Here is a 20,064-nt window from a genome sequence, read left to right on the forward strand (position 1 = left end):
GGCCGGGGCCGGGGTTCGCGGGGCGCTCCGGCGGGGGCCTGGCCGTCGGCCTGTCCGCGCCCTCCGGGCCGCGGGACGCCGCGCACGCCTACCGCCAGGCGGAGCAGGCCCTGTCCGTCGCCCGCCGCCGCGGCCGGGTGCTCGTCGAGCACGAGGACGTGGCGGCCGGTTCCGTTCTGCCGCTGCTCGCCGACGACGCCGTACGGGCCTTCGCGGACGGCCTGCTGCGCGCCCTGCACGAGCACGACGCGACCGGCCGCGGCGACCTCGTAGCCTCCCTGCGGGCCTGGCTGTCCCGGCACGGCCAGTGGGACGCTGCCGCCGCCGACCTGGGCGTGCACCGGCACACGCTGCGCTACCGGATGCGGCGGGTGGAGGAGATCCTCGGGCGCTCGCTGGACGACCCGGATGTGCGCATGGAGCTGTGGCTGGCGCTGAAGACGACGGCGGCGGTCACGGAGCCGTACGGGGCCGACGCCGCGGAGCGGCCGTAGCCCCGGGGCGGCGGCCCGTGCGCCGATGCGGCGATCCGTACGCCAATGCGGCGGGCCGCACCGTACGACTACTACGTGCCGGACAAACGCCCTGGCCGCACCCCGCCCCTACGGTGGACCCAGGCCCGCGCGGGCCGTCCGTACCACCCCCACTCCGGAAGGGCCGGGACCCACTGTGACTTCTCCCACCGCCTTTTGGCTCGCCGGTCGCCAGGCCACCGGCGAGGACACCTTCGCCGTCACCTCCCCCTGGGACGGCCGCCTCGTCGGCACGGTGAGCGTTCCCACCGAGGCGCAGGTCGAGGAGGCCGTCGCGGCCTCCGTCGCCGTCCAGGCCGAGCTGGCCGCCACCCCCGCCCACGTACGGGCCGCGGCCCTGGACCACGTACAGCGGCGCCTGGCGGAGCGCACGGAGGAGATCGCCCGGCTGATCTCCGCCGAGAACGGCAAGCCCATCAAGTGGGCCCGCGGCGAACTGGGCCGGGCCGTCTCCGTCTTCCGGTTCGCGGCCGAGGAAGCCCGCCGCTTCAACGGTGGCGAGGCGCAGCGCCTGGACACCGACGCGGGCGGCGCCGGCCGGCTCGCGCTGACCCGCCGCTTCCCGCGCGGCACGGTGCTGGGCATCGCGCCCTTCAACTTCCCCCTCAACCTTTGCGCCCACAAGATCGCCCCGGCGATCGCGGCGGGCGTGCCGATCATCCTCAAGCCGGCCCCGGCCACCCCGCTGTCCGGCCTGATTCTCGGCGAGCTGCTGGCCGAGACCGACCTGCCGGCCGGCTCCTGGTCGATCCTGCCGGTGACCAACGACAAGATGCCGGCGCTGGTCCGGGACGAGCGGCTGCCGGTGATCTCCTTCACCGGGTCCGAGCAGGTCGGCTACGCGATCATGGACTCGGTGCCGCGCAAGCACTGCACCCTCGAACTGGGCGGCAACGGCGCGGCCGTGGTGCTGGCGGACTACGCCTCCGAGGCCGACCTGGACTGGGCGGCGCAGCGCATCGCCACCTTCTCCAACTACCAGGGCGGCCAGTCCTGCATCTCCGTGCAGCGGGTGATCGCCGACGCGTCGGTCTACGACCGGCTGGTGCCGAAGATCGTGGCCGCCGTCAACGCGCAGGTCACGGGCGACCCGTCGGACGACGAGACCGAGGTCGGCCCGCTGGTCAGCGAGGACGCCGCCAAGCGCGTCGAGGCGTGGGTCGAGGAGGCCGTGGGCGCGGGCGCGAAGCTGCTCGCGGGCGGCAAGCGGGACGGCGCCTCCTACGCGCCGACCGTCCTGGAGGGCGTGCCGGCCGGTGTGACGCTGGCCTGCGAGGAGGTCTTCGGACCGGTCCTCAGCCTGACCAAGGTCGAAGGCGAGGAAGCGGCGTTTGCCGCCGTCAACGACTCCAAGTACGGCCTCCAGGCGGGCGTGTTCACGCACGACGTGCAGACCGCCTTCCGGGCGCACCGGGAGCTGGAGGTCGGCGGCGTGATCATCGGCGACGTGCCGTCCTACCGTGCGGACCAGATGCCGTACGGCGGCGCCAAGCAGTCCGGCGTGGGGCGCGAGGGCGTGCGCTTCGCGATGGAGGACTACACGTACGAGCGGGTGCTGGTGCTGACCGGGCTGGACCTCTAGAAGCGCGGCTTCCGGGCTTCTGGAGAACGAGCGGCGCGCTCCGGGACCTGTCCCGGAGCGCGCCGCCCTCCCCCGTTCCCCCGTGGCCGTGCGGTGGCGCCGTTCCCCCGTGGCGGCGCCGTGGTGCGGTGTCGCTCTGCGACCGTACGCGCGCCCCGTGCGCCGGGGCGTCCCGTCACGGGTGGAAAAGCGGGCGTGACTTCCGTGGTAGCCACGCGCCGGACGTACAACTCCCGCGGTAGGCGGGCGGCCACCTCCGGTTCGATGCCCCGCCGTGCCGCCCGGGTTACGCTGCGGCCGTGCGCAGGGGCGGGGTGGCAGGGGTGGTGCGACGGTGGGTGCGGAAACCCTCGCCGTACGCTCTCGACACGGCCGTCGCCGCCGCCTTCGCGACCGTGTCCCTGCTGCTCGGCCACGACAACGCGCCTGCCGGCTGGCACCGTCTGGACGGCCTCGGCTCCGTACTGACCTGTCTGATCAACCTGCTGCTCGTGGCCCGCAGACGGGCCCCGGTCGCGGTGTGCCTGGGTGTCTTCCTCCTGTGGTTCGCCTACATCGCGCTGGACTACTGGCCCGTCGTCAACAGCCTCGCGGGCCTGATGGCCCTCTACACCGTCGCCTCCCACCGGCCGCCGCGCGTCGCCGCGGGCTGTTCCGTGCTGCTGGCCGCGCTGTGGAACTTCGCGGGAACGACGGGCAACGAGAGCGCCTGGCCGACCACCCTCGGGCAGAGCGTGCTGTACACGGTCATCCTGTGCTGGTTCGGCAACATCGCCCGCACCTCCGCCGAACGCAACGTCCGCCTCACCGAGATGGCCGGGCAACTGCGCCGTGAGAAGGAGGAGAACGCCCGGCGCGCCGTCGCCGACGAACGGGTGCGCATCGCCCGCGAACTGCACGACGTGGTCGCCCACCACATGTCAGTGATCTCCGTACAGGCCGGGCTGGCCGGATACGTCTTCACCTCCGATCCGGACACCGCCCGGCGCGCGCTCGGCACCATCGCCGGGACCAGCGGCGAGGCGCTGGAGGAGATGCGGCGGCTGCTGGCCGTCCTGCGCGTGGACCCGCGGGAGATGGCGGGTGGCCCGGCCGCCGTGGACCGCCGGGACACGGGCGAGGGCGAGGATGCCGCAGCCTACGAACCGGCGCCGGGCCTGGACCGGATCAGCGGGGCCGTCGAGCGGGTACGGGGCGCGGGGCTGCCGGTCGGACTGCGTACGACGGGGGAGCGGCGGCCGTACGCGCCGGGGCTGGAACAGTGCGCCTACCGCGTCGTACAGGAAGCGCTGACCAACGCCCTCAAGCACGCCCGGGGCGCCCGCGTCGAGGTCCTCGTCCACCACGGCGCCGAACGCCTCACGGTCGAGGTGCGCGACGACGGCGGCCCACCCGCGGAATCCCCTGTTCCACCGGCGACTTCCGGCCACATCTCGACCGGACACGGGTTGATAGGGATGCGCGAGCGGGCCAGGATTTACGGCGGCAGTCTGCGGGCCGGGCCTCTCCCCGGCGGCGGCTTCCAGGTGCGGCTCACACTGCCCGTCCACCCCGCGGCGGGGCCGGCACCGCCTGGGAAAGGGACGACAGAGCATGATCAGGGTGCTGGTGGCCGATGACCAGGTCCTCATCCGGGCCGGCGTGGCCGCCCTGCTGCGGGCCGCGCCCGACGTCGAGGTGGTGGCCGAGGCATCGGACGGCGAGGAGGCGGTCCGGCTGGCCGCCGAACACCGCCCCGACGTGATCCTGATGGACATCCGGATGCCCGGCGTCAGCGGCATCACCGCCACCGAACGCATCCTGCACGGCGCGGCCGGGGCCGCCGGACCCGTCCCGCGTGTCGTGGTGCTGACCACCTTCGACCTGGACGAGTACGTCTACGCGGCGCTGCGCGCCGGGGCCAGCGGTTTCCTGCTGAAGGACACCCCGCCGCACCGGCTGCTCTCGGCCATCGCCACCGTCGCGGGCGGCGACATGCTCTTCGCGCCGAGCGTCACCCGCCGGCTGGTCGAGGCGTACGCACGGCAGCGGGACGAACCCGGGCCGGAGCCGGCGGACGGGCCCGAAACCCTCCAGGCGCTCACCGCCCGCGAGCTGGAGGTGTTGCGGCACACCGCCAAGGGCCTGTCCAACCCCGAGATCGCGGCCCGGCTGGTGATCAGCGAGGCCACCGTCAAGACGCACCTGAATCGCACGATGGCCAAGCTGGGACTGTGCAGCCGGGCCCAGGCCGTGGTGCTGGCGTACGAGACGGGGCTGGTCACGCCGGGCGCCCGCTGAGGGGGCATGGGGCGGGCGGCCGACGGTACGGGGCGGGCGCGGCCGACGCGGCATGGGGCGGGCGCGGCCGATGGCATGGGGCGGATGCAGCCCACGGCATGGGGCGGGCGCCGCGGCCGACGGCATGGGGCGGGCGCCGCCGCCGACGGCGCTCGGCGGCTCCGCGTCCGCGCCCGGCCGGAAACCGGGCACCGGCGGTGCGCCGCCCGCCCCGTTCCGTGCCGCGAAGTCTGGTGCAAGTCGAACGGAACGGGTACAGACTCACAAGTAGCACTGACCGGTAGCCGGACGGCGGCGGGACGCCGTACGCACACCGGCCCGGCGTCGACCGGTACGGAACGCTGAATTCCGTGACCGCGGGACGCCCGGCCCCCACCGACCGACGACCCACTCCGTGACCCGACTCCGCGGCGAGGTGAGCCCCTCATGACCGCTCCATCCACCCGCAACGTGTCCGAGCGCGAGGCCCGGCAGGTCGCCGAGGCCGCCCGGGAGCAGGACTGGCGCAAGCCCAGCTTCGCCAAGGAACTGTTCCTGGGCCGCTTCCGGCTCGACCTCATCCACCCGCACCCCACCCCCGCCACCGAGGACGCCCAGCGCGGTGAGGAGTTCCTCGCCAAGCTCCGCGATTTCTGCGAGACGAAGATCGACGGTGCCCGCATCGAACGCGAGGCGCAGATCCCCGACGAGACCATCGACGGTCTCAAGGAGATCGGCGCGCTCGGCATGAAGATCGACACCAAGTACGGCGGCCTCGGCCTCACGCAGGTCTACTACAACAAGGCGCTCGCCCTCGTCGGCTCCGCCAACCCCGCCATCGGCGCGCTGCTGTCCGCGCATCAGTCGATCGGCGTACCGCAGCCGCTGAAACTGTTCGGCACCCAGGAGCAGAAGGACACCTTCCTGCCGCGCTGCGCCCGCACGGACATCTCGGCGTTCCTGCTCACCGAGCCGGACGTGGGCTCCGACCCGGCCCGGCTGGCGACCACGGCCGTACCGGAGGGCGAGGACTACGTCCTCGACGGAGTGAAGCTCTGGACCACCAACGGCGTCGTCGCCGACCTCCTGGTCGTCATGGCGCGCGTCCCGAAGAGCGAGGGCCACAAGGGCGGCATCACCGCGTTCGTCGTGGAGGCCGCCGCCGAGGGCGTCACCGTCGAGAACCGCAACGCCTTCATGGGGCTGCGCGGCATCGAGAACGGCGTCACCCGCTTCCACCGCGTACGGGTGCCCGCCGCGAACCGCATCGGCCCCGAGGGCGCGGGTCTGAAGATCGCGCTGACCACGCTCAACACCGGCCGGCTCTCGCTGCCCGCCATGTGCGTCGGGGCCGGCAAGTGGTGTCTGAAGATCGCCCGTGAGTGGTCCGCGGCCCGTGAGCAGTGGGGGAAGCCGATCGCCAAGCACGAGGCGGTCGGCTCCAAGATCTCCTTCATCGCGGCGACCACGTTCGCGCTGGAGGCCGTGGTCGACCTGTCCTCCCAGATGGCGGACGAGGACCGCAACGACATCCGCATCGAGGCGGCGCTGGCCAAGCTCTACGGCTCCGAGATGGGCTGGCTGATGGCCGACGAACTCGTCCAGATCCGCGGCGGCCGGGGCTTCGAGACCGCGGCCTCGCTCGCGGCCCGCGGCGAGCGCGCCGTGCCCGCCGAGCAGATCCTGCGCGACCTGCGCATCAACCGCATCTTCGAGGGCTCCACGGAGATCATGCACCTGCTCATCGCCCGCGAGGCGGTGGACGCGCACCTGTCCGTGGCCGGAGACCTCATCGACCCCGACAAGTCGCTTTCCGACAAGGGCAAGGCCGCCGCCAAGGCCGGTACGTTCTACGCCCGCTGGCTGCCCAAGCTGGTCGCCGGTCCCGGCCAACTGCCGCGTACGTACGCGGAGTTCGGTGAACTCGCCGGGCACCTGCGGTATGTGGAGCGGGCCGCCCGCAAGCTGGCCCGGTCCACCTTCTACGCCATGTCCCGCTGGCAGGGCCGGATGGAGACCAAGCAGGGCTTCCTCGGCCGGATCGTGGACATCGGCGCCGAGCTGTTCGCCATGAGCGCGGCCGTCGTACGGGCCGAGCACCTGCGCGCCACCGACGACCACGGCCGTGAGGCGCACCAGCTCGCCGACGTGTTCTGCCGGCAGGCCCGCATCCGCGTGGACGAACTCTTCGGGCGGCTGTGGACCAACACCGACGACCTGGACCGCAAGGTCGTCTCCGGCGTGCTGACCGGCACCTACGCCTGGCTGGAGGACGGCGTCGTGGATCCGAGCGGCGACGGCCCGTGGATCGCCGACGCGACGCCCGGACCGTCGGCCGAGGAGAACGTGCACCGGCCGATCCGGTGACCCGGGCGGGGCGCGCTGCACCGGGCGGCTCTAGAGGAACTGCCAGGTGAAGCGCGCCCCCGCGAAGTTCCGCGCAGCCAGGTCCGCCCGGGTGATCAGCCAGTACAGGGTGCCCTGGTGGACCCAGTCCATCCAGGCCCGTTCGTCGCTGTCGATCTGGGCGAGCAGCACGAAGTCGTCCGGGTCCTCGTCCTCGCCGAGGTCGTCGAGGCCCACCCCGCCCTGGATGGGTATCGGGTGGCCACCGATGCGGTGCCGCACCTTGGGGTCAAGGTCGGTCAGAGCGTCCTGGAAAGCGTCCGTCCACTCCGGAAGGTCGTCCAGGGGCTTCGCGCCCACCAGATCCCCCAGCCAGAAGTCCTCGTGGTCGGGCCACGTCATCTCCGGTTCCGCCGACAGCGGGACCCGGCGGTACGGCTCTTCGAGACCTCCGGGAACCCGGCGCTCGGCGACGGGCGTGCCCTCCGGCACGTACACGACGCGGGCGCCCCGCTGCCCCTCCGGGCCGAGGCCGGGCACCCCGTCGCCCTGCCCCGGCCCGTAGGACACGAAGAACAGCAGCGTGCCGTCCTCCGGCAGGGGTATGTCCACCTCCGCGCCGGCGAGCGCGGACAGCGACACCGAAGCGACGAACGTCAACGGCCCGTTCCCCTCCCACACCGGCCACGGCACGTCCTCCGGCAGCTCCGGACGGCCGCCCAGGTACCCCACGGGCGGCCCGGCGAGCGGGGCGCGGCGGTCGTCCGGGCGCGTCAGGCGCACCGCCGGGCGCAGCAGCGCCGTCCAGCGCTCCGCCGCGTCGGCGGGCATGAGCCCGGCGGCCAGCCGCGCGGGCGGGGAGATCGTTCGTTCCATGTCCGTACGGTCCCACGACCCACTGACAATCCCCTGCGGCTCACGGCCCCGCCCGGACCGGCAACAATGGTCCCCATGACGGACACCCTCGCTGACCCGCATCTGCGCTTCGTCCCCGCCCCGCTCACCGGCGACGGCGGCGGGCCGCGCGACATCGTGATCCTCGGCTCGACCGGCTCCATCGGCACCCAGGCCATCGACCTGGTGCTGCGCAACCCCGACCGCTTCCGGGTGACCGCGCTGTCCGCGGCCGGCGGCCGGGTGGAGCTGCTGGCCGAGCAGGCGCACCTGCTGCGGGTCCGTACGGTGGCGGTGGCCCGCGAGGACGCGGTGCCGGCGCTGCGCGAGGCGCTGTCCGCGCGCTACGGGGCGGGGGAGCCGCTGCCGGAGATCCTCGCCGGGCCCGACGCGGCCACCGAGGTCGCCGCCTCGGACTGCCACACCGTCCTCAACGGGATCACCGGTTCCATCGGCCTCGCGCCCACCCTCGCCGCCCTGAAGGCGGGCCGCGCGCTGGCGCTCGCCAACAAGGAGTCGCTGATCGTCGGCGGCCCGCTGGTGAAGGACCGGGCGCGCCCCGGCCAGATCGTGCCCGTCGACTCCGAGCACTCCGCGCTCTTCCAGGGCCTGCTGGGCGGCCCCCGCAAGGAGGTGCGCAAGCTCGTCGTCACCGCCTCCGGAGGGCCGTTCCGCGGCCGTTCGAAGCGGGAGCTGGCGTCCGTCACGCCGGAGCAGGCGCTCGCCCACCCCACCTGGGCGATGGGGCCGGTCATCACCATCAACTCGGCCACCCTGGTCAACAAGGGCCTGGAGGTCATCGAGGCGCATCTGCTGTACGACGTGCCCTTCGACCGCATCGAGGTCGTCGTCCATCCGCAGTCCTACATCCACTCGATGGTGGAGTTCACCGACGGTTCGACGCTGGCCCAGGCCAGCCCGCCGGACATGCGGATGCCGATCGCCCTGGGCATCGGCTGGCCCGACCGGGTGCCGGACGCCGCCCCCGGCATCGACTGGACCACGGCCCACCGGTGGGAGTTCCTGCCCCTGGACACCGAGGCGTTCCCGTCCGTGCCGCTGGCCTGCCACGTCGGTGACCTGGGCGGCACCGCGCCCGCCGTCTTCAACGCGGCCAACGAGGAATGCGTCGATGCTTTCCTCAAGGGCGGGCTGCCGTTCACAGGGATTGTCGATACGGTCGCCGAAGTGGTCGCGGAGCACGGCACGCCCGCCAGGGGAACCTCCCTGACGGTCGCGGACGTCTTGCAGGCGGAAACCTGGGCGCGTGCCCGCGCCCGTGAGCTGGCCGCCCGAGCGGCCCGTACGACATCGGAGGCCCGCGCATGACGACCTGGATGACGGTTCTGGGCATAGTCGTCTTCGTCGTCGGCCTGCTCTTCTCGATCGCCTGGCACGAGCTCGGGCATCTGTCCACGGCCAAGATGTTCGGCATCCGGGTGCCGCAGTACATGGTCGGCTTCGGGCCGACGCTGTTCTCCCGGCGCAAGGGCGACACCGAGTACGGCATCAAGGCCATACCGCTCGGCGGCTACATCCGCATGATCGGGATGTTCCCGCCGGGGGAGGACGGCGCCATACAGGCCCGGTCCACCTCGCCCTGGCGCGGCATGATCGAGGATGCCCGTTCGGCGGCCTTCGAGGAGCTGCAGCCCGGCGACGAGAAGCGGCTGTTCTACACGCGCAAGCCCTGGAAGCGCGTCATCGTGATGTTCGCCGGGCCGTTCATGAACCTGATCCTCGCGGTCGTGATCTTCATGGGCGTGCTGATGGGCTTCGGCATCAACACCCAGACCACCCGGGTCGGCTCGGTCTCGGACTGTGTCATCGCGGCCTCCGCCAAGACCGACAAGTGCACGGCGGGCGCCAAGGACTCCCCGGCCAAGGCCGCGGGGCTGCGCGCCGGTGACAGGATCGTCGACTTCAACGGCAGGCCCGTACCGGACTGGGGCAGCCTCCAGCAGAGCATCCGGGACACCACGGGCCCCGCGACGATCACCATCGAGCGGGACGGCAAGCGGCAGCAGCTGCACGCGAACCTGATCGCGAACAAGGTCGCCAAGACCGACGGGCACGGCTCCTACGTGCCGGGCGAGTACGTCACCGCGGGCTTCCTCGGCTTCACCCCGGCCACCGGCATCGTCCCGCAGACCTTCGGCCAGTCCGTGGACCGCATGGGCACCATGGTCGAACAGGGCGTCCAGTCGCTGGTCAACCTGCCCGCCAAGGTCCCCGACCTGTGGAACGCCGCCTTCAACGGCGGCGAGCGCAAGCAGGACTCCCCGATGGGCGTGGTGGGCGCGGCCCGGGTCGGCGGCGAGGTCTTCTCGCTGAACATCCCGCCGGAGCAGCGGGTGGCGACCATGCTCTTCCTGGTCGCCGGCTTCAACCTGTCCCTGTTCCTGTTCAACATGCTCCCGCTGCTGCCGCTGGACGGCGGCCACATCGCGGGCGCCCTGTGGGAATCGGTCCGCCGCGCCTTCGCCCGCGTCTTCCGCCGCCCCGACCCCGGCCCCTTCGACGTGGCCAAGCTCATGCCGGTCGCGTACGTGGTCGCCGGGATCTTCATCTGCTTCACGCTGCTCGTCCTGGTGGCCGACGTGGTGAATCCGGTGAAGCTGACATAGGTACCAGGGGCTGGGTGACGGTGCCCCGGCATTCAGCCCCGCAAACCGCGCACATGGGTGCTCCACCGGCTCCCAACGGGGGGCCGGAGGGGTTCGATGTGCCCGCGGCAACCACCGTGCCGTAATCTCGAAGGCCGGAGCCCGCCGATCTCGGGACCTAGATCCACACCTTGGGGTTGCTCGCCAGATGACTGCCATTTCACTGGGAATGCCGGACGTACCGACCAAGCTGGCCGACCGCCGGGTCAGCCGCCAGATCCAGGTCGGACCGGTCGCCGTGGGCGGAGACGCACCGGTCTCGGTGCAGTCGATGACGACCACGCGCACGTCCGACATCGGTGCCACGCTCCAGCAGATCGCCGAGCTGACGGCCTCCGGCTGCCAGATCGTCCGGGTCGCCTGCCCGACCCAGGACGACGCCGACGCGCTGCCGGTCATCGCCCGCAAGTCGCAGATCCCGGTCATCGCGGACATCCACTTCCAGCCGAAGTACGTCTTCGCCGCGATCGACGCCGGCTGCGCCGCGGTCCGGGTCAACCCCGGCAACATCAAGCAGTTCGACGACAAGGTCAAGGAGATCGCCAAGGCGGCCTCCGACGCGGGCACCCCCATCCGCATCGGCGTGAACGCCGGCTCCCTCGACCGCCGGCTGCTCCAGAAGTACGGCAAGGCCACGCCCGAGGCGCTGGTGGAGTCGGCGCTGTGGGAGTGCTCGCTGTTCGAGGAGCACGGGTTCCGGGACATCAAGATCTCGGTCAAGCACAACGACCCGGTCGTGTGACGGAGGCCGGTCCTGCCTTCCAGGGCACGATCAAGTCGGCGGTGGCCTTCGGCGCGCTGCTGTCGGAGGGCATCGGCGACACCATCCGCGTCTCCCTGTCGGCGCCGCCGGCCGAGGAGGTCAAGGTGGGGCTGCAGATCCTGGAGTCGCTGAATCTGCGCCCGCGCCGCTTGGAGATCGTTTCCTGTCCGTCCTGCGGGCGTGCCCAGGTGGATGTGTACAAGCTGGCCGACGAGGTGACCGCGGGCCTGGAGGGCATGGAGGTGCCGCTGCGGGTCGCGGTCATGGGCTGCGTCGTCAACGGTCCCGGCGAGGCCCGTGAGGCCGACCTGGGCGTGGCGTCCGGCAACGGCAAGGGGCAGATCTTCGTCAAGGGCGAGGTCATCAAGACCGTGCCGGAGTCGAAGATCGTGGAGACCCTCATCGAAGAGGCCATGAAGATCGCCGAGCAGATGGAGAAGGACGGCGTGACGTCCGGCGAGCCCACGATCTCCGTCGCCGGCTGACCCGTACGACTCCGTAGGAGCCTGTATGGGGCCCGCGTGGGGCCAGCATGGAGCCCGCATGGGGCCGCACATGGGGCCCGTAGGACCCCGCAGGACTCTGTAAAACCCCGCGCGCCCCGCGCGCCACGCGAGCCCCGTCACCGGACCACACCGGTGGCGGGGCTCGGTGTGTAAACCGCGCCGGAAGCGGTACCCGCAGCGGATCCGCTGCGCACGCCGCCGGGGAGGTAAAGTTCCAGGACCTGCAGTCGCCTGGCCTCCCAGGCCCGTAAAGGTGAGGCTTTCCGACACGTGCTGACCACCACGACCACCAAGGTTCTGGAGCCCGGGGAGCTCGACGACGCGCTGGCGGTGCTGGACCGCGACCCCGTCGCCAACGCGTTCGTCGCCGCGCGCGTACAGGTCGCCGGGCTCGACCCGTGGCGGCTCGGCGGCGAGATGTGGGGCTGGTACGCGGACGGCCGCCTGGAGTCACTGTGCTACGCGGGCGCCAACCTCGTACCCGTCTGCGCCACCCCCGAGGCGGTACGCGGCTTCGCCGAGCGGGCCCGCCGCCAGGGAAGGCGCTGCTCCTCCATCGTCGGCCCGGCCGAGTCGACCGCCGCGCTGTGGTCCCTCCTGGAGCCCGCCTGGGGCCCGGCCCGCGAGGTACGCGCGAACCAGCCGCTGATGGTCACGTCCTCCTTCGCCACCGAGGTCGAGCCCGACCCGTACGTCCGGCGCATCGGCAAGCACGAGATGGACCTGATCATGCCCGCGTGCGTGGCGATGTTCACCGAGGAGGTCGGCATCTCGCCGCTGGCCGGCGACGGCGGACTGCTCTACCAGGCGCGCGTCGCCGAGCTGGTCGGCACCGGGCGGTCGTTCGCCCGGGTCGACGACGGCAAGGTCGTCTTCAAGGCCGAGATCGGCGCCGCCACGCCGCGGGCCTGCCAGATCCAGGGCGTCTGGGTCGCGCCCGAGTACCGCGGCAAGGGCCTGTCCGAGACGGGCATGGCCGCGGTGCTGCGCCACGCCCTCACCGAGGTCGCGCCCGTCGCCTCGCTGTACGTGAACGACTTCAACACGGCGGCGCGGGCCGCGTACCGGCGGGTCGGCTTCCAGGAGACCGGCGCCTTCATGAGCGTGCTCTTCTGAGCCGCCCGCGCGCCCCGCGCCGCGCCTCGTGCCCCACGCCCCATGCCCCCTGCGGCCCCGCGCCCCATGCCCCGTGCGCGCCCTGCGGCCCCGCGCCCCGCGGCCGGATGCCGCCCCTCTCGGGCCGTCCCGCCGATCGTCTTACGCCGCGGCGCCTTGTACGCTCCCGACCATGGATGACGTCGCGGTCGGCCCCCTGGATCTCGCTGTCCGCGTGGACGACGCGCTCGCCGTACAGGCGCTCGCGTTCGGGCTCACCGACGACGAGATCGGCGTCCGCCGCCACATCGTCCTGCGCCACCTGACCAGCCCCGGCGCCCGCGCCCTGGGCGCCACGACGCCCGGCGGACGGCTGGTCGGCTTCGTCTACGGCATGCCCAACAGCCGTACGCACTGGTGGTCCACGGTCGTCGAGCCGTACCTGCGCGCCCGCGGCCTGGACCACTGGCTCGACGACTCCTTCGTGATCACCGAGCTGCATGTGCTGCCCGCCTTCCAGAACCGGCGCATCGGCCGCGAACTGATCACCCGCATCACGGACGGGGCCGCCGAACCGCGCAGCATCCTGTCCGCCATCGACACCGACAGCCCGGCCCGCGGCCTCTACCGCGCCCTCGGCTACCAGGACCTGGCCCGCCGCGTGCTGTTCCCGAGCGCCCCGCTCCCGTACGCGGTGATGGGCGCGCCGCTGCCGCTCCAGCGCTGACGGGGCCCGGCCGCGCGGAAACGGCCCGGCCGCGCGGAAACGGGCCGGGCGCGGCGCGGATCCCATTTCCGTGGGGCGTGCCCCTCCGGATAACCTCGCGGAAGTCACCTTTCTTACGCAGGAGAATCACCATGGCCCAGGTCCAGCGCATGTCCCGATTGATGATCAAGACGCTGCGCGACGACCCGGCCGACGCCGAGACCGCCAGCCACAAGCTGCTCGTGCGCGCCGGCTACGTCCGCCGCACCGCCGCCGGCATCTGGACCTGGCTGCCGCTGGGCAAGAAGGTGCTGGAGAACGTCTCGCGGGTCGTGCGCGAGGAGATGGACGCCATCGGCGCCCAGGAGGTCCTGCTCCCGGCGCTGCTGCCCAAGGAGCCCTACGAGACCAGCGGGCGCTGGGAGGAGTACGGCGACCTGCTGTTCCGCCTCCAGGACCGCAAGGGCGCCGAGTACCTCCTCGGGCCCACCCACGAGGAGATCTTCACCCTCACGGTCAAGGACCAGTGCACGTCCTACAAGGACCTGCCGGTGATGCTGTACCAGATCCAGACCAAGTACCGGGACGAGGCGCGCCCCCGCTCCGGCGTGCTGCGCGGCCGCGAGTTCCAGATGAAGGACTCGTACAGCTTCGACACCACCGACGAGGGCCTGGCGGAGTCCTACCGCCTGCACCGCGAGGCGTACCAGAAGATCTTCCAGCGCCTGGGCCTGGACTACCGCATCGTCTCCGCCGTCTCCGGCGCCATGGGCGGCTCCGCCTCCGAGGAGTTCCTGGCCCCGGCCGCGGCCGGCGAGGACACCTTCGTGGACTGCCCGGCCTGCGACTACGCGGCCAACACCGAGGCCGTCACGGTCAAGGTCGAGCCCTCGGACGCCTCCGGCGTGGGCGCCATGGAGGAGCTGGACACCCCCGACACCCCGACCATCGAGACGCTCGCCGAGCACCTGGGCGTCCCGGCCTCCGCCACCCTCAAGAACCTCCTCGTCAAGGTGGACGGCGAGATCGTCGCCGTGGGCGTGCCCGGCGACCGCGAGGTGGACCTCGGCAAGCTGGGCGAGCACCTGGCCCCGGCCACGGTCGAGCTGGTCACCGCCGAGGACTTCACCGGCCGCGACGACCTGGTCCGCGGCTACGTCGGCCCGCAGGGGCTGGCCGGCAAGTCCTTCAAGTACCTCGCCGACCCGCGGGTCGCCCCCGGCACCGCCTGGATCACCGGCGCCAACAAGGACGGCAAGCACACCCGCAACGTCGTCGCGGGCCGCGACTTCGAGGTCGACCAGTACCTGGACGTCGTCGTGGTCGAGCCGGGCGACCCCTGCCCCAAGTGCGGCGAGGGCCTGCGCATCGACCGGGCGATCGAAATCGGCCACATCTTCCAGCTCGGCCGCAAGTACGCGGACGCCTTCCAGCTGGACGTGCTCGGCCAGAACGGCAAGCCCGCGCGCGTCACGATGGGCTCGTACGGCATCGGCGTCTCCCGCGCCGTCGCGGCCCTCGCCGAGCAGACCCACGACGAGTCCGGCCTGTGCTGGCCGGCCGAGGTCGCCCCCGCCGACGTGCACGTGGTCGCCGCGGGCAAGGCCAAGCAGACCGAGCTGGCCCTGGAGGTCGGCGACAAGCTGGGCGCCGCGGGCCTGCGCGTCCTGGTGGACGACCGGGCCGGTGTCTCGCCGGGCGTGAAGTTCACCGACGCCGAGCTGCTGGGCGTCCCGAAGATCCTGGTCGCGGGTCGCCGCGCCGGCGAGGGCGTCGTCGAGCTGAAGGACCGCCGTACCGGCGAGCGCGAGGAGCTGACGGTCGAGGAGGCCGTGGCCCGGCTGAGCGCCTGACGGACGAAGAGCGGCCTGGGGGCCGTGCGGGACCGGCTTCCTGGTCCCGCACGGCCCCCAGGCCGTCTCCTACGGCAGCGCCATGCCTACAGCCACGTGGCGAACTCCAGCAGCAGCTCACCGCGCTGCCCGTCCCCGCCCGGCGTCGTCAGCTCGCGCACCCCCGCGTCCACCGCGCGGTACAACGTCCAACTGCGCAGCCGGTCCCGGTCCACGTCCAGGGAGTCCGCCAGCTTGGCCACCCGGCGGCGGGCCGCCGACGCGGCCCCCGAACCGGCCGCCAGGTCCTCGAAGCGGTCCAGCACCAGCCAGGCCAGGTCGTACGCCTGCTCGCCGACCACCGGCGACGGGCCGACCGCCAGCCACGGCGCCCGCTCCCCGGCCAGCACCTTGCCCTGCCGGAACGCACCGTGCAGCAGCACCTCCTCGGGCGCGTCGGCGGGCAGCGCCCGGCGCAGCTCCAGGCACTCGTCCAGCAGCGGCCCCGCGGCCTGCGTCGTGGCCCCGAGGGACCGCAGTTCCTCGACGGCCTCCTCCGTACGGCCCGCCAGCGACGCGAAGGGATGGCCTTCCGCAGGCGTCACCCACAGCCGCCGTACCGTCCCCGCCGCCTCCAGCAGGGCCTTCGCCTCCGGGAGCGAGCGCAGGGTCACCGCGCCCCGCAGCCGCTCCAGGAGCAGCGCACCGCTGTCCGCGTCGGCGCGCAGCAGCCGGACCGCGCCCCAGCCGTCCCACTGCTCCAGCGCCGCGCCCTCATGCGCCGGAGCGCGGCCGGGCGCCCGGAGCTTCAGCGCCGCGGGGGTGCCGTCGGCCTGCCGTACGTACGCGAGCAGGCTGCTGCGCCCGCCCGGGGCGTGCACCCGCTCCAGCGTCAGCTCCCAGGCGTCCAGCCGCTGCTGTACGAGGCCGGGCAGCGCGTCGAGCCAGGCACCGGCCGGGCCGTCCGGATCGCCGCCGAGCGCGCTCACCAGCCGTTGCGGCGGTTCGATGGGTGCCGTAGCCATGCCTGTGCTGTCCCTTTCGATGGATGTGCTGAACGCGGGGCCCGGGAACGGGCGGTGCGTCAGTGCCCGGCCGCGGCGGCGCCGGACGGGGCGCCAGTGCCCTGGGCCCGCTCCACGAGCCCAGGGAAGGCTACGCCGCTGCCGCGCCAGCGCACCGCGCGCACCGCGGCCTCCCGCAGCGCCCCGGCCGCGTCCCGGCGCCGGGCCGCGCCGCCGGCCCGTACGAGATCGGCGTACACGGCCGCCACCCGGTCCTCCAGCTCCGCGGCCAGCCGTACGGCGGCCGCCGCGTCCGGCACCGGGAAAGGCAGCTCGTACGCGGCCGCGGCGGCCTGCGGCGTGCCGCCCAGATCGCGTACGCCGCGCCGCAGCTCGTCCCGGCGCGCGCGGTGCGCGTCGTACCCCTCCCGCGCTTCCTTGCGCCGGTCGGCGCCGATCCGGCCGCCGACCACGCCGTAGCCGTAGACGGCGGCGTGCTCGGCCGCCAGCGCCGCCTGGAGCGCCTTCAGCTCGGCACCGTGCGCGCCGTCGGCCGCCGCCTCCGCGCGCGCCGCCCTGGATGTCAGCATCGCCGTACCCCTTCCGCGGCCGGGCCCGGGCCCGGCCTGTCGCCCGTGATGAGTGCCACCGTCGTCGCGGCGCGCCTCACGCGCCGTCCTCCGTGAGCAGGTACGCGTGCGCCGCGCCCGCCGCCGCCACCGACGCCAGCAGCCTGGCCAGCTCCGGCGGCGCGCTCACCAGGGCCGCGGCCCTGGCGTCGGCGGTACGCCGCTCCGCGGTCGCGAGGTCCGCGCGCGCCTGCTTCTCGTCCGTAGGGACGGTGGGGGCGGCGGGAGAGGGGGCCGAGGCGGAAGCGGACGGCGTGGCCGACGCGCCCGCACGGGGCGCCGTGGACGGGGCGGCCGACGTGGACGGCGCGGGGGAGGCGCCGCCGAACGCCGCCGCGTGCCGGGCCACTTCGGCGCGCAGCGGCCGCAGCCGCTCGCCCAGCCCCGGGTGCGCGGCGAGCGTCGCGTCGTAGTGGGCGAGCAGCGCGGCGCTGTCCCGCGCGGCCTGTCCGCGCAGCCGGGCGGCGGCCACCGCGTCCGCGTCCTTCCTGCCCCCGCCGGGCCCGGAATTCTCCGAGCAGCCGGTGAGCAGCAGTGCCGCCCCGCCGAGCACGGAGCCGGCCAGCAAGGTCCTCCTGCGCGTGAGCGCGACGTTGTGCACGTGTGACTTCCCGGGGTCTTCGGTGGGGGCGGCCGTAGTGATCACCGCAGGCGAGCGTATCCGTGCGCGGCCACCGAATCGTCAGTACCCCGCCGGAACAGCTAGGCTTTGACCCGACACGCGACCTTCCCACAACAGCACACGCGGCCGAGGAGTCACCCGGATGAGCACCACCCAGAGCGAGAGGCTGCGCGGACTGCTTGAACCGCTGGTCGCCGCGCGAGACCTGGATCTGGAAGAGATCGAGGTGACACCGGCCGGAAAGCGGCGTGTGCTGAGGATCGTGGTCGACTCCGACGACGGCGTGCAGCTCGACGAGTGCGCCGAGCTCAGCCGCGAGGCGTCGCAGGTCCTGGACGACACCGACGCCATGGGCGGCGCCCCGTACACGCTGGAGGTCACCTCCCCCGGAGCCGACCGCCCGCTGACCGAGCCGCGGCACTACCGCCGCGCCGTCGGCCGCCTCGTCAAGGCTCAACTCCACGAGGGCGGCGAGCTGGTGGCCCGCATCACCGCCGTGGACGACGAGGGTCTGGACCTGGAGGTCCCGGGCGTCAAGGGCCGCAAGCCCACCGCCCGCCGGGTCGCCTTCACCGAGATCGCCAAGGCGCGCGTGGAGATCGAGTTCAACCGCAAGCAGGACAAGGGGCGCGACGACCGCGCCGAGCAGAACGACGAGAGCCAGGAGGAGGCGTAGCCGTGGACATCGACATGAGTGCCCTGCGGGGTCTGGTACGGGAGAAGGAGATCTCGTTCGACCTGCTGGTCGCCGCGATCGAGTCGGCCCTCCTCATCGCGTACCACCGCACCGAGGGGTCCCGCCGCCACGCGCGGGTGGAGCTGAACCGCGACACCGGCCACGTGACGGTGTGGGCCAAGGAGGACCCGGCCGACCTCGAAGAGGGCGCCGAGCCCCGCGAGTTCGACGACACCCCGTCGGGATTCGGCCGCATCGCGGCGACCACCGCCAAGCAGGTCATCCTGCAGCGGCTGCGGGACGCCGAGGAGGAGATCACCTTCGGCGAGTACGCCGGACGGGAGGGCGACGTCGTCATGGGCGTCGTCCAGCAGGGCCGGGACCCGAAGAACGTCCTGGTCGACATCGGCAAGCTGGAGGCCATCCTGCCGGTGCAGGAGCAGGTCCCCGGCGAGGAGTACACGCACGGCACGCGTCTGCGCTCGTACGTGGTGCGGGTCGTCAAGGGCGTGCGCGGCCCGTCCGTGACGCTCTCGCGCACCCACCCCAATCTGGTGAAGAAGCTCTTCGCCATGGAGGTGCCGGAGATCGCCGACGGTTCGGTGGAGATCGCGGCCATCGCCCGTGAGGCGGGTCACCGCACCAAGATCGCCGTACGGTCCACCCGCTCCGGGCTGAACGCCAAGGGCGCCTGCATCGGCCCGATGGGCGGCCGGGTGCGCGCGGTCATGGCCGAGCTGCACGGCGAGAAGATCGACATCGTGGACTGGTCGGACGACCCGGCCGAGCTGGTGGCGCACGCCCTGTCGCCCGCCCGGGTCAGCAAGGTCGAGGTGGTCGACCTGGCGGCCCGCTCCGCCCGGGTGACCGTCCCCGACTACCAGCTGTCGCTGGCCATCGGCAAGGAAGGGCAGAACGCCCGCCTCGCCGCCCGGCTGACCGGCTGGCGCATCGACATCCGCCCGGACACCGACCAGGGCGGCGACCAGGGATGATCCCGAGCCGCCGGCGGGCACGGGGCACGACCCGCGCCCGTCGGCGGTCCGGAGCACGTCAGGGTGCGGCCGCAGCCGAAAATCGGTGGCGGCCCACCGGAATTTTGAGCGACCGTTCGGGCATTACCCCGTAGGGGTGAGTCCGTCACGGGGAGGTAGACTTAAGCAGTGTCTGGCCGGACGCATGCCCGCGCATGCCCTGAGCGCACCTGTGTGGGGTGCCGGGAGCGAGCGGCCAAGGGCGATCTGCTGCGCATCGTGGCGATCGAGGACGAGTGCGTTCCCGATCCTCGCGGTACGCTGCCCGGCCGGGGTGCTTATGTGCACCCGACACGGGTCTGTCTCGACCTGGCGGTCCGCCGCAGGTCGTTCCCCCGGGCCTTCCGGGGCCGGGGACCGTTCGATGCGACGGCCTTGCGCCGCTTCGTCGAACGGGCGCATGTCGATCAAGCCGTACCGGTTGATCGGGCAACACCGTAAGAAAGCACAGCGCACGGAAAACCGTGCGGTCAGGTACCTCGCGAGTCGGAAGTAGGTCGAGATTGCGATGAGCACTCGATGAGTACGCGATGAGTACGCCCATGAAGTAGCGACGGTCCGGTGGACACCCGGACCTAGAAGGAGCGAAGTGGCTAAGGTCCGGGTATACGAACTCGCCAAGGAGTTCGGAGTGGAGAGCAAGGTCGTCATGGCCAAGCTCCAAGAACTTGGTGAATTCGTCCGTTCGGCGTCCTCGACGATCGAGGCGCCGGTTGTTCGTAAGCTGACCGACGCTTTCCAGGCGGGCAACGGCAACGGCCGTGCCGCCGGCAAGCCCGCGGCGCCGCGCAAGGCCGCCGCGAAGCCGTCCGCGCCCACTCCGGCGCAGACGTCCGGCGCCTCCCGCGCCGCCAAGCCGGCCGGGGAGCGTTCCGCCGCCCCGAAGCCGGGTGCCCCCAAGCCGGGCCCCGCGGCCC

General features: G+C 72.9%; 18 protein-coding genes and 1 pseudogene. 15 read left to right on the plus strand and 4 right to left on the minus strand.

Features of this window, described 5'->3' with window-relative positions; all coding sequences use genetic code 11:
* From IH45_RS01000000144705 to IH45_RS0141260, 5 genes are all read left to right on the plus strand, one after another.
* The coding region (locus tag IH45_RS01000000144705; RefSeq protein WP_030681744.1) for a PucR family transcriptional regulator at positions 1-494 on the plus strand (494 nt) is incomplete at its 5' end.
* 175 nt (positions 495-669) lie between these two features.
* Positions 670-2,115: an aldehyde dehydrogenase family protein gene (locus tag IH45_RS0141245; protein ID WP_030681747.1), complete on the plus strand. Its 1,446-nt coding sequence runs from the start codon at positions 670-672 to the stop codon at positions 2,113-2,115.
* Positions 2,116-2,453: 338 nt separating this feature from the next.
* Positions 2,454-3,734 (plus strand): sensor histidine kinase, encoded by a 1,281-nt coding sequence (locus IH45_RS0141250; RefSeq protein ID WP_234440880.1) that lies wholly within the window; start codon positions 2,454-2,456, stop codon positions 3,732-3,734.
* On the plus strand, positions 3,709-4,395 hold the full coding sequence (locus tag IH45_RS0141255) for a response regulator (protein WP_030681752.1): 687 nt from the start codon (positions 3,709-3,711) through the stop codon (positions 4,393-4,395). Before IH45_RS0141250 ends, IH45_RS0141255 begins: the two co-directional genes overlap by 26 nt.
* Positions 4,396-4,821: 426 nt before the next feature.
* Entirely contained in the window at positions 4,822-6,741 is a 1,920-nt protein-coding gene (locus IH45_RS0141260; protein WP_030681754.1) for an acyl-CoA dehydrogenase family protein, read from the plus strand.
* Positions 6,742-6,771: 30 nt separating this feature from the next.
* On the opposite strand, the gene IH45_RS0141265 is transcribed toward IH45_RS0141260, so the two are convergent.
* Positions 6,772-7,596, minus strand: a complete 825-nt coding sequence (locus tag IH45_RS0141265) for a YwqG family protein (protein ID WP_030681757.1) — start codon at positions 7,594-7,596, stop codon at positions 6,772-6,774.
* Between the two features lie 75 nt (positions 7,597-7,671).
* Between IH45_RS0141265 and dxr the strand changes: the two genes are divergently transcribed.
* From dxr to IH45_RS0141295, 6 genes and pseudogenes are all read left to right on the plus strand, one after another.
* On the plus strand, positions 7,672-8,943 hold the full coding sequence (gene dxr / locus IH45_RS0141270; RefSeq protein WP_030681760.1) for a 1-deoxy-D-xylulose-5-phosphate reductoisomerase: 1,272 nt from the start codon (positions 7,672-7,674) through the stop codon (positions 8,941-8,943).
* Positions 8,940-10,241: a M50 family metallopeptidase gene (locus IH45_RS0141275; RefSeq protein ID WP_030681762.1), complete on the plus strand. Its 1,302-nt coding sequence runs from the start codon at positions 8,940-8,942 to the stop codon at positions 10,239-10,241. Before dxr ends, IH45_RS0141275 begins: the two co-directional genes overlap by 4 nt.
* 187 nt (positions 10,242-10,428) lie before the next feature.
* Positions 10,429-11,528: pseudogene (locus IH45_RS01000000144710) on the plus strand (flavodoxin/ferredoxin-dependent (E)-4-hydroxy-3-methylbut-2-enyl-diphosphate synthase).
* A 291-nt stretch (positions 11,529-11,819) separates the two neighbouring features.
* Complete coding sequence (locus IH45_RS0141285) at positions 11,820-12,665, plus strand: GNAT family N-acetyltransferase (RefSeq protein WP_030681764.1); 846 nt, start codon at positions 11,820-11,822, stop codon at positions 12,663-12,665.
* Between the two features lie 172 nt (positions 12,666-12,837).
* Positions 12,838-13,371 (plus strand): GNAT family N-acetyltransferase, encoded by a 534-nt coding sequence (locus IH45_RS0141290; protein WP_030681766.1) that lies wholly within the window; start codon positions 12,838-12,840, stop codon positions 13,369-13,371.
* 131 nt (positions 13,372-13,502) lie between these two features.
* A complete protein-coding gene (locus IH45_RS0141295) occupies positions 13,503-15,203 on the plus strand; it encodes a proline--tRNA ligase (RefSeq protein WP_030681768.1) in 1,701 nt (566 codons plus the stop codon).
* An 86-nt stretch (positions 15,204-15,289) separates the two neighbouring features.
* On the opposite strand, the gene IH45_RS0141300 is transcribed toward IH45_RS0141295, so the two are convergent.
* The 3 genes from IH45_RS0141300 to IH45_RS1000000149130 all read right to left on the minus strand — a co-directional run bounded on the left by IH45_RS0141300 (position 15,290) and on the right by IH45_RS1000000149130 (position 17,461).
* A complete protein-coding gene (locus IH45_RS0141300) occupies positions 15,290-16,207 on the minus strand; it encodes an aminoglycoside phosphotransferase family protein (protein ID WP_030681770.1) in 918 nt (305 codons plus the stop codon).
* Positions 16,208-16,266: 59 nt separating this feature from the next.
* On the minus strand, positions 16,267-16,776 hold the full coding sequence (locus IH45_RS0141305) for a ferritin-like domain-containing protein (RefSeq protein ID WP_050515561.1): 510 nt from the start codon (positions 16,774-16,776) through the stop codon (positions 16,267-16,269).
* Positions 16,777-16,852: 76 nt separating this feature from the next.
* On the minus strand, positions 16,853-17,461 hold the full coding sequence (locus IH45_RS1000000149130; protein ID WP_158813466.1) for a hypothetical protein: 609 nt from the start codon (positions 17,459-17,461) through the stop codon (positions 16,853-16,855).
* A 118-nt stretch (positions 17,462-17,579) separates the two neighbouring features.
* On the opposite strand from IH45_RS1000000149130, the gene rimP reads away from it, so the two are divergent.
* The 4 genes from rimP to IH45_RS0141325 all read left to right on the plus strand — a co-directional run.
* A complete protein-coding gene (rimP, locus tag IH45_RS0141315) occupies positions 17,580-18,113 on the plus strand; it encodes a ribosome maturation factor RimP (RefSeq protein ID WP_030681779.1) in 534 nt (177 codons plus the stop codon).
* Positions 18,114-18,115: 2 nt separating this feature from the next.
* On the plus strand, positions 18,116-19,108 hold the full coding sequence (gene nusA / locus IH45_RS0141320) for a transcription termination factor NusA (RefSeq protein WP_030681782.1): 993 nt from the start codon (positions 18,116-18,118) through the stop codon (positions 19,106-19,108).
* 168 nt (positions 19,109-19,276) lie between these two features.
* Positions 19,277-19,588, plus strand: coding sequence for a YlxR family protein (locus IH45_RS1000000147495; RefSeq protein ID WP_078898033.1), 312 nt, complete (start codon positions 19,277-19,279; stop codon positions 19,586-19,588).
* A gap of 148 nt (positions 19,589-19,736) precedes the next feature.
* The coding region (locus tag IH45_RS0141325; RefSeq protein ID WP_030681785.1) for a translation initiation factor IF-2 N-terminal domain-containing protein at positions 19,737-20,064 on the plus strand (328 nt) is incomplete at its 3' end.

It is taken from the genome of Streptomyces rimosus subsp. rimosus, assembly GCF_000720725.1.
Taxonomy (GTDB): Bacteria; Actinomycetota; Actinomycetes; order Streptomycetales; family Streptomycetaceae; genus Streptomyces; species Streptomyces rimosus_A.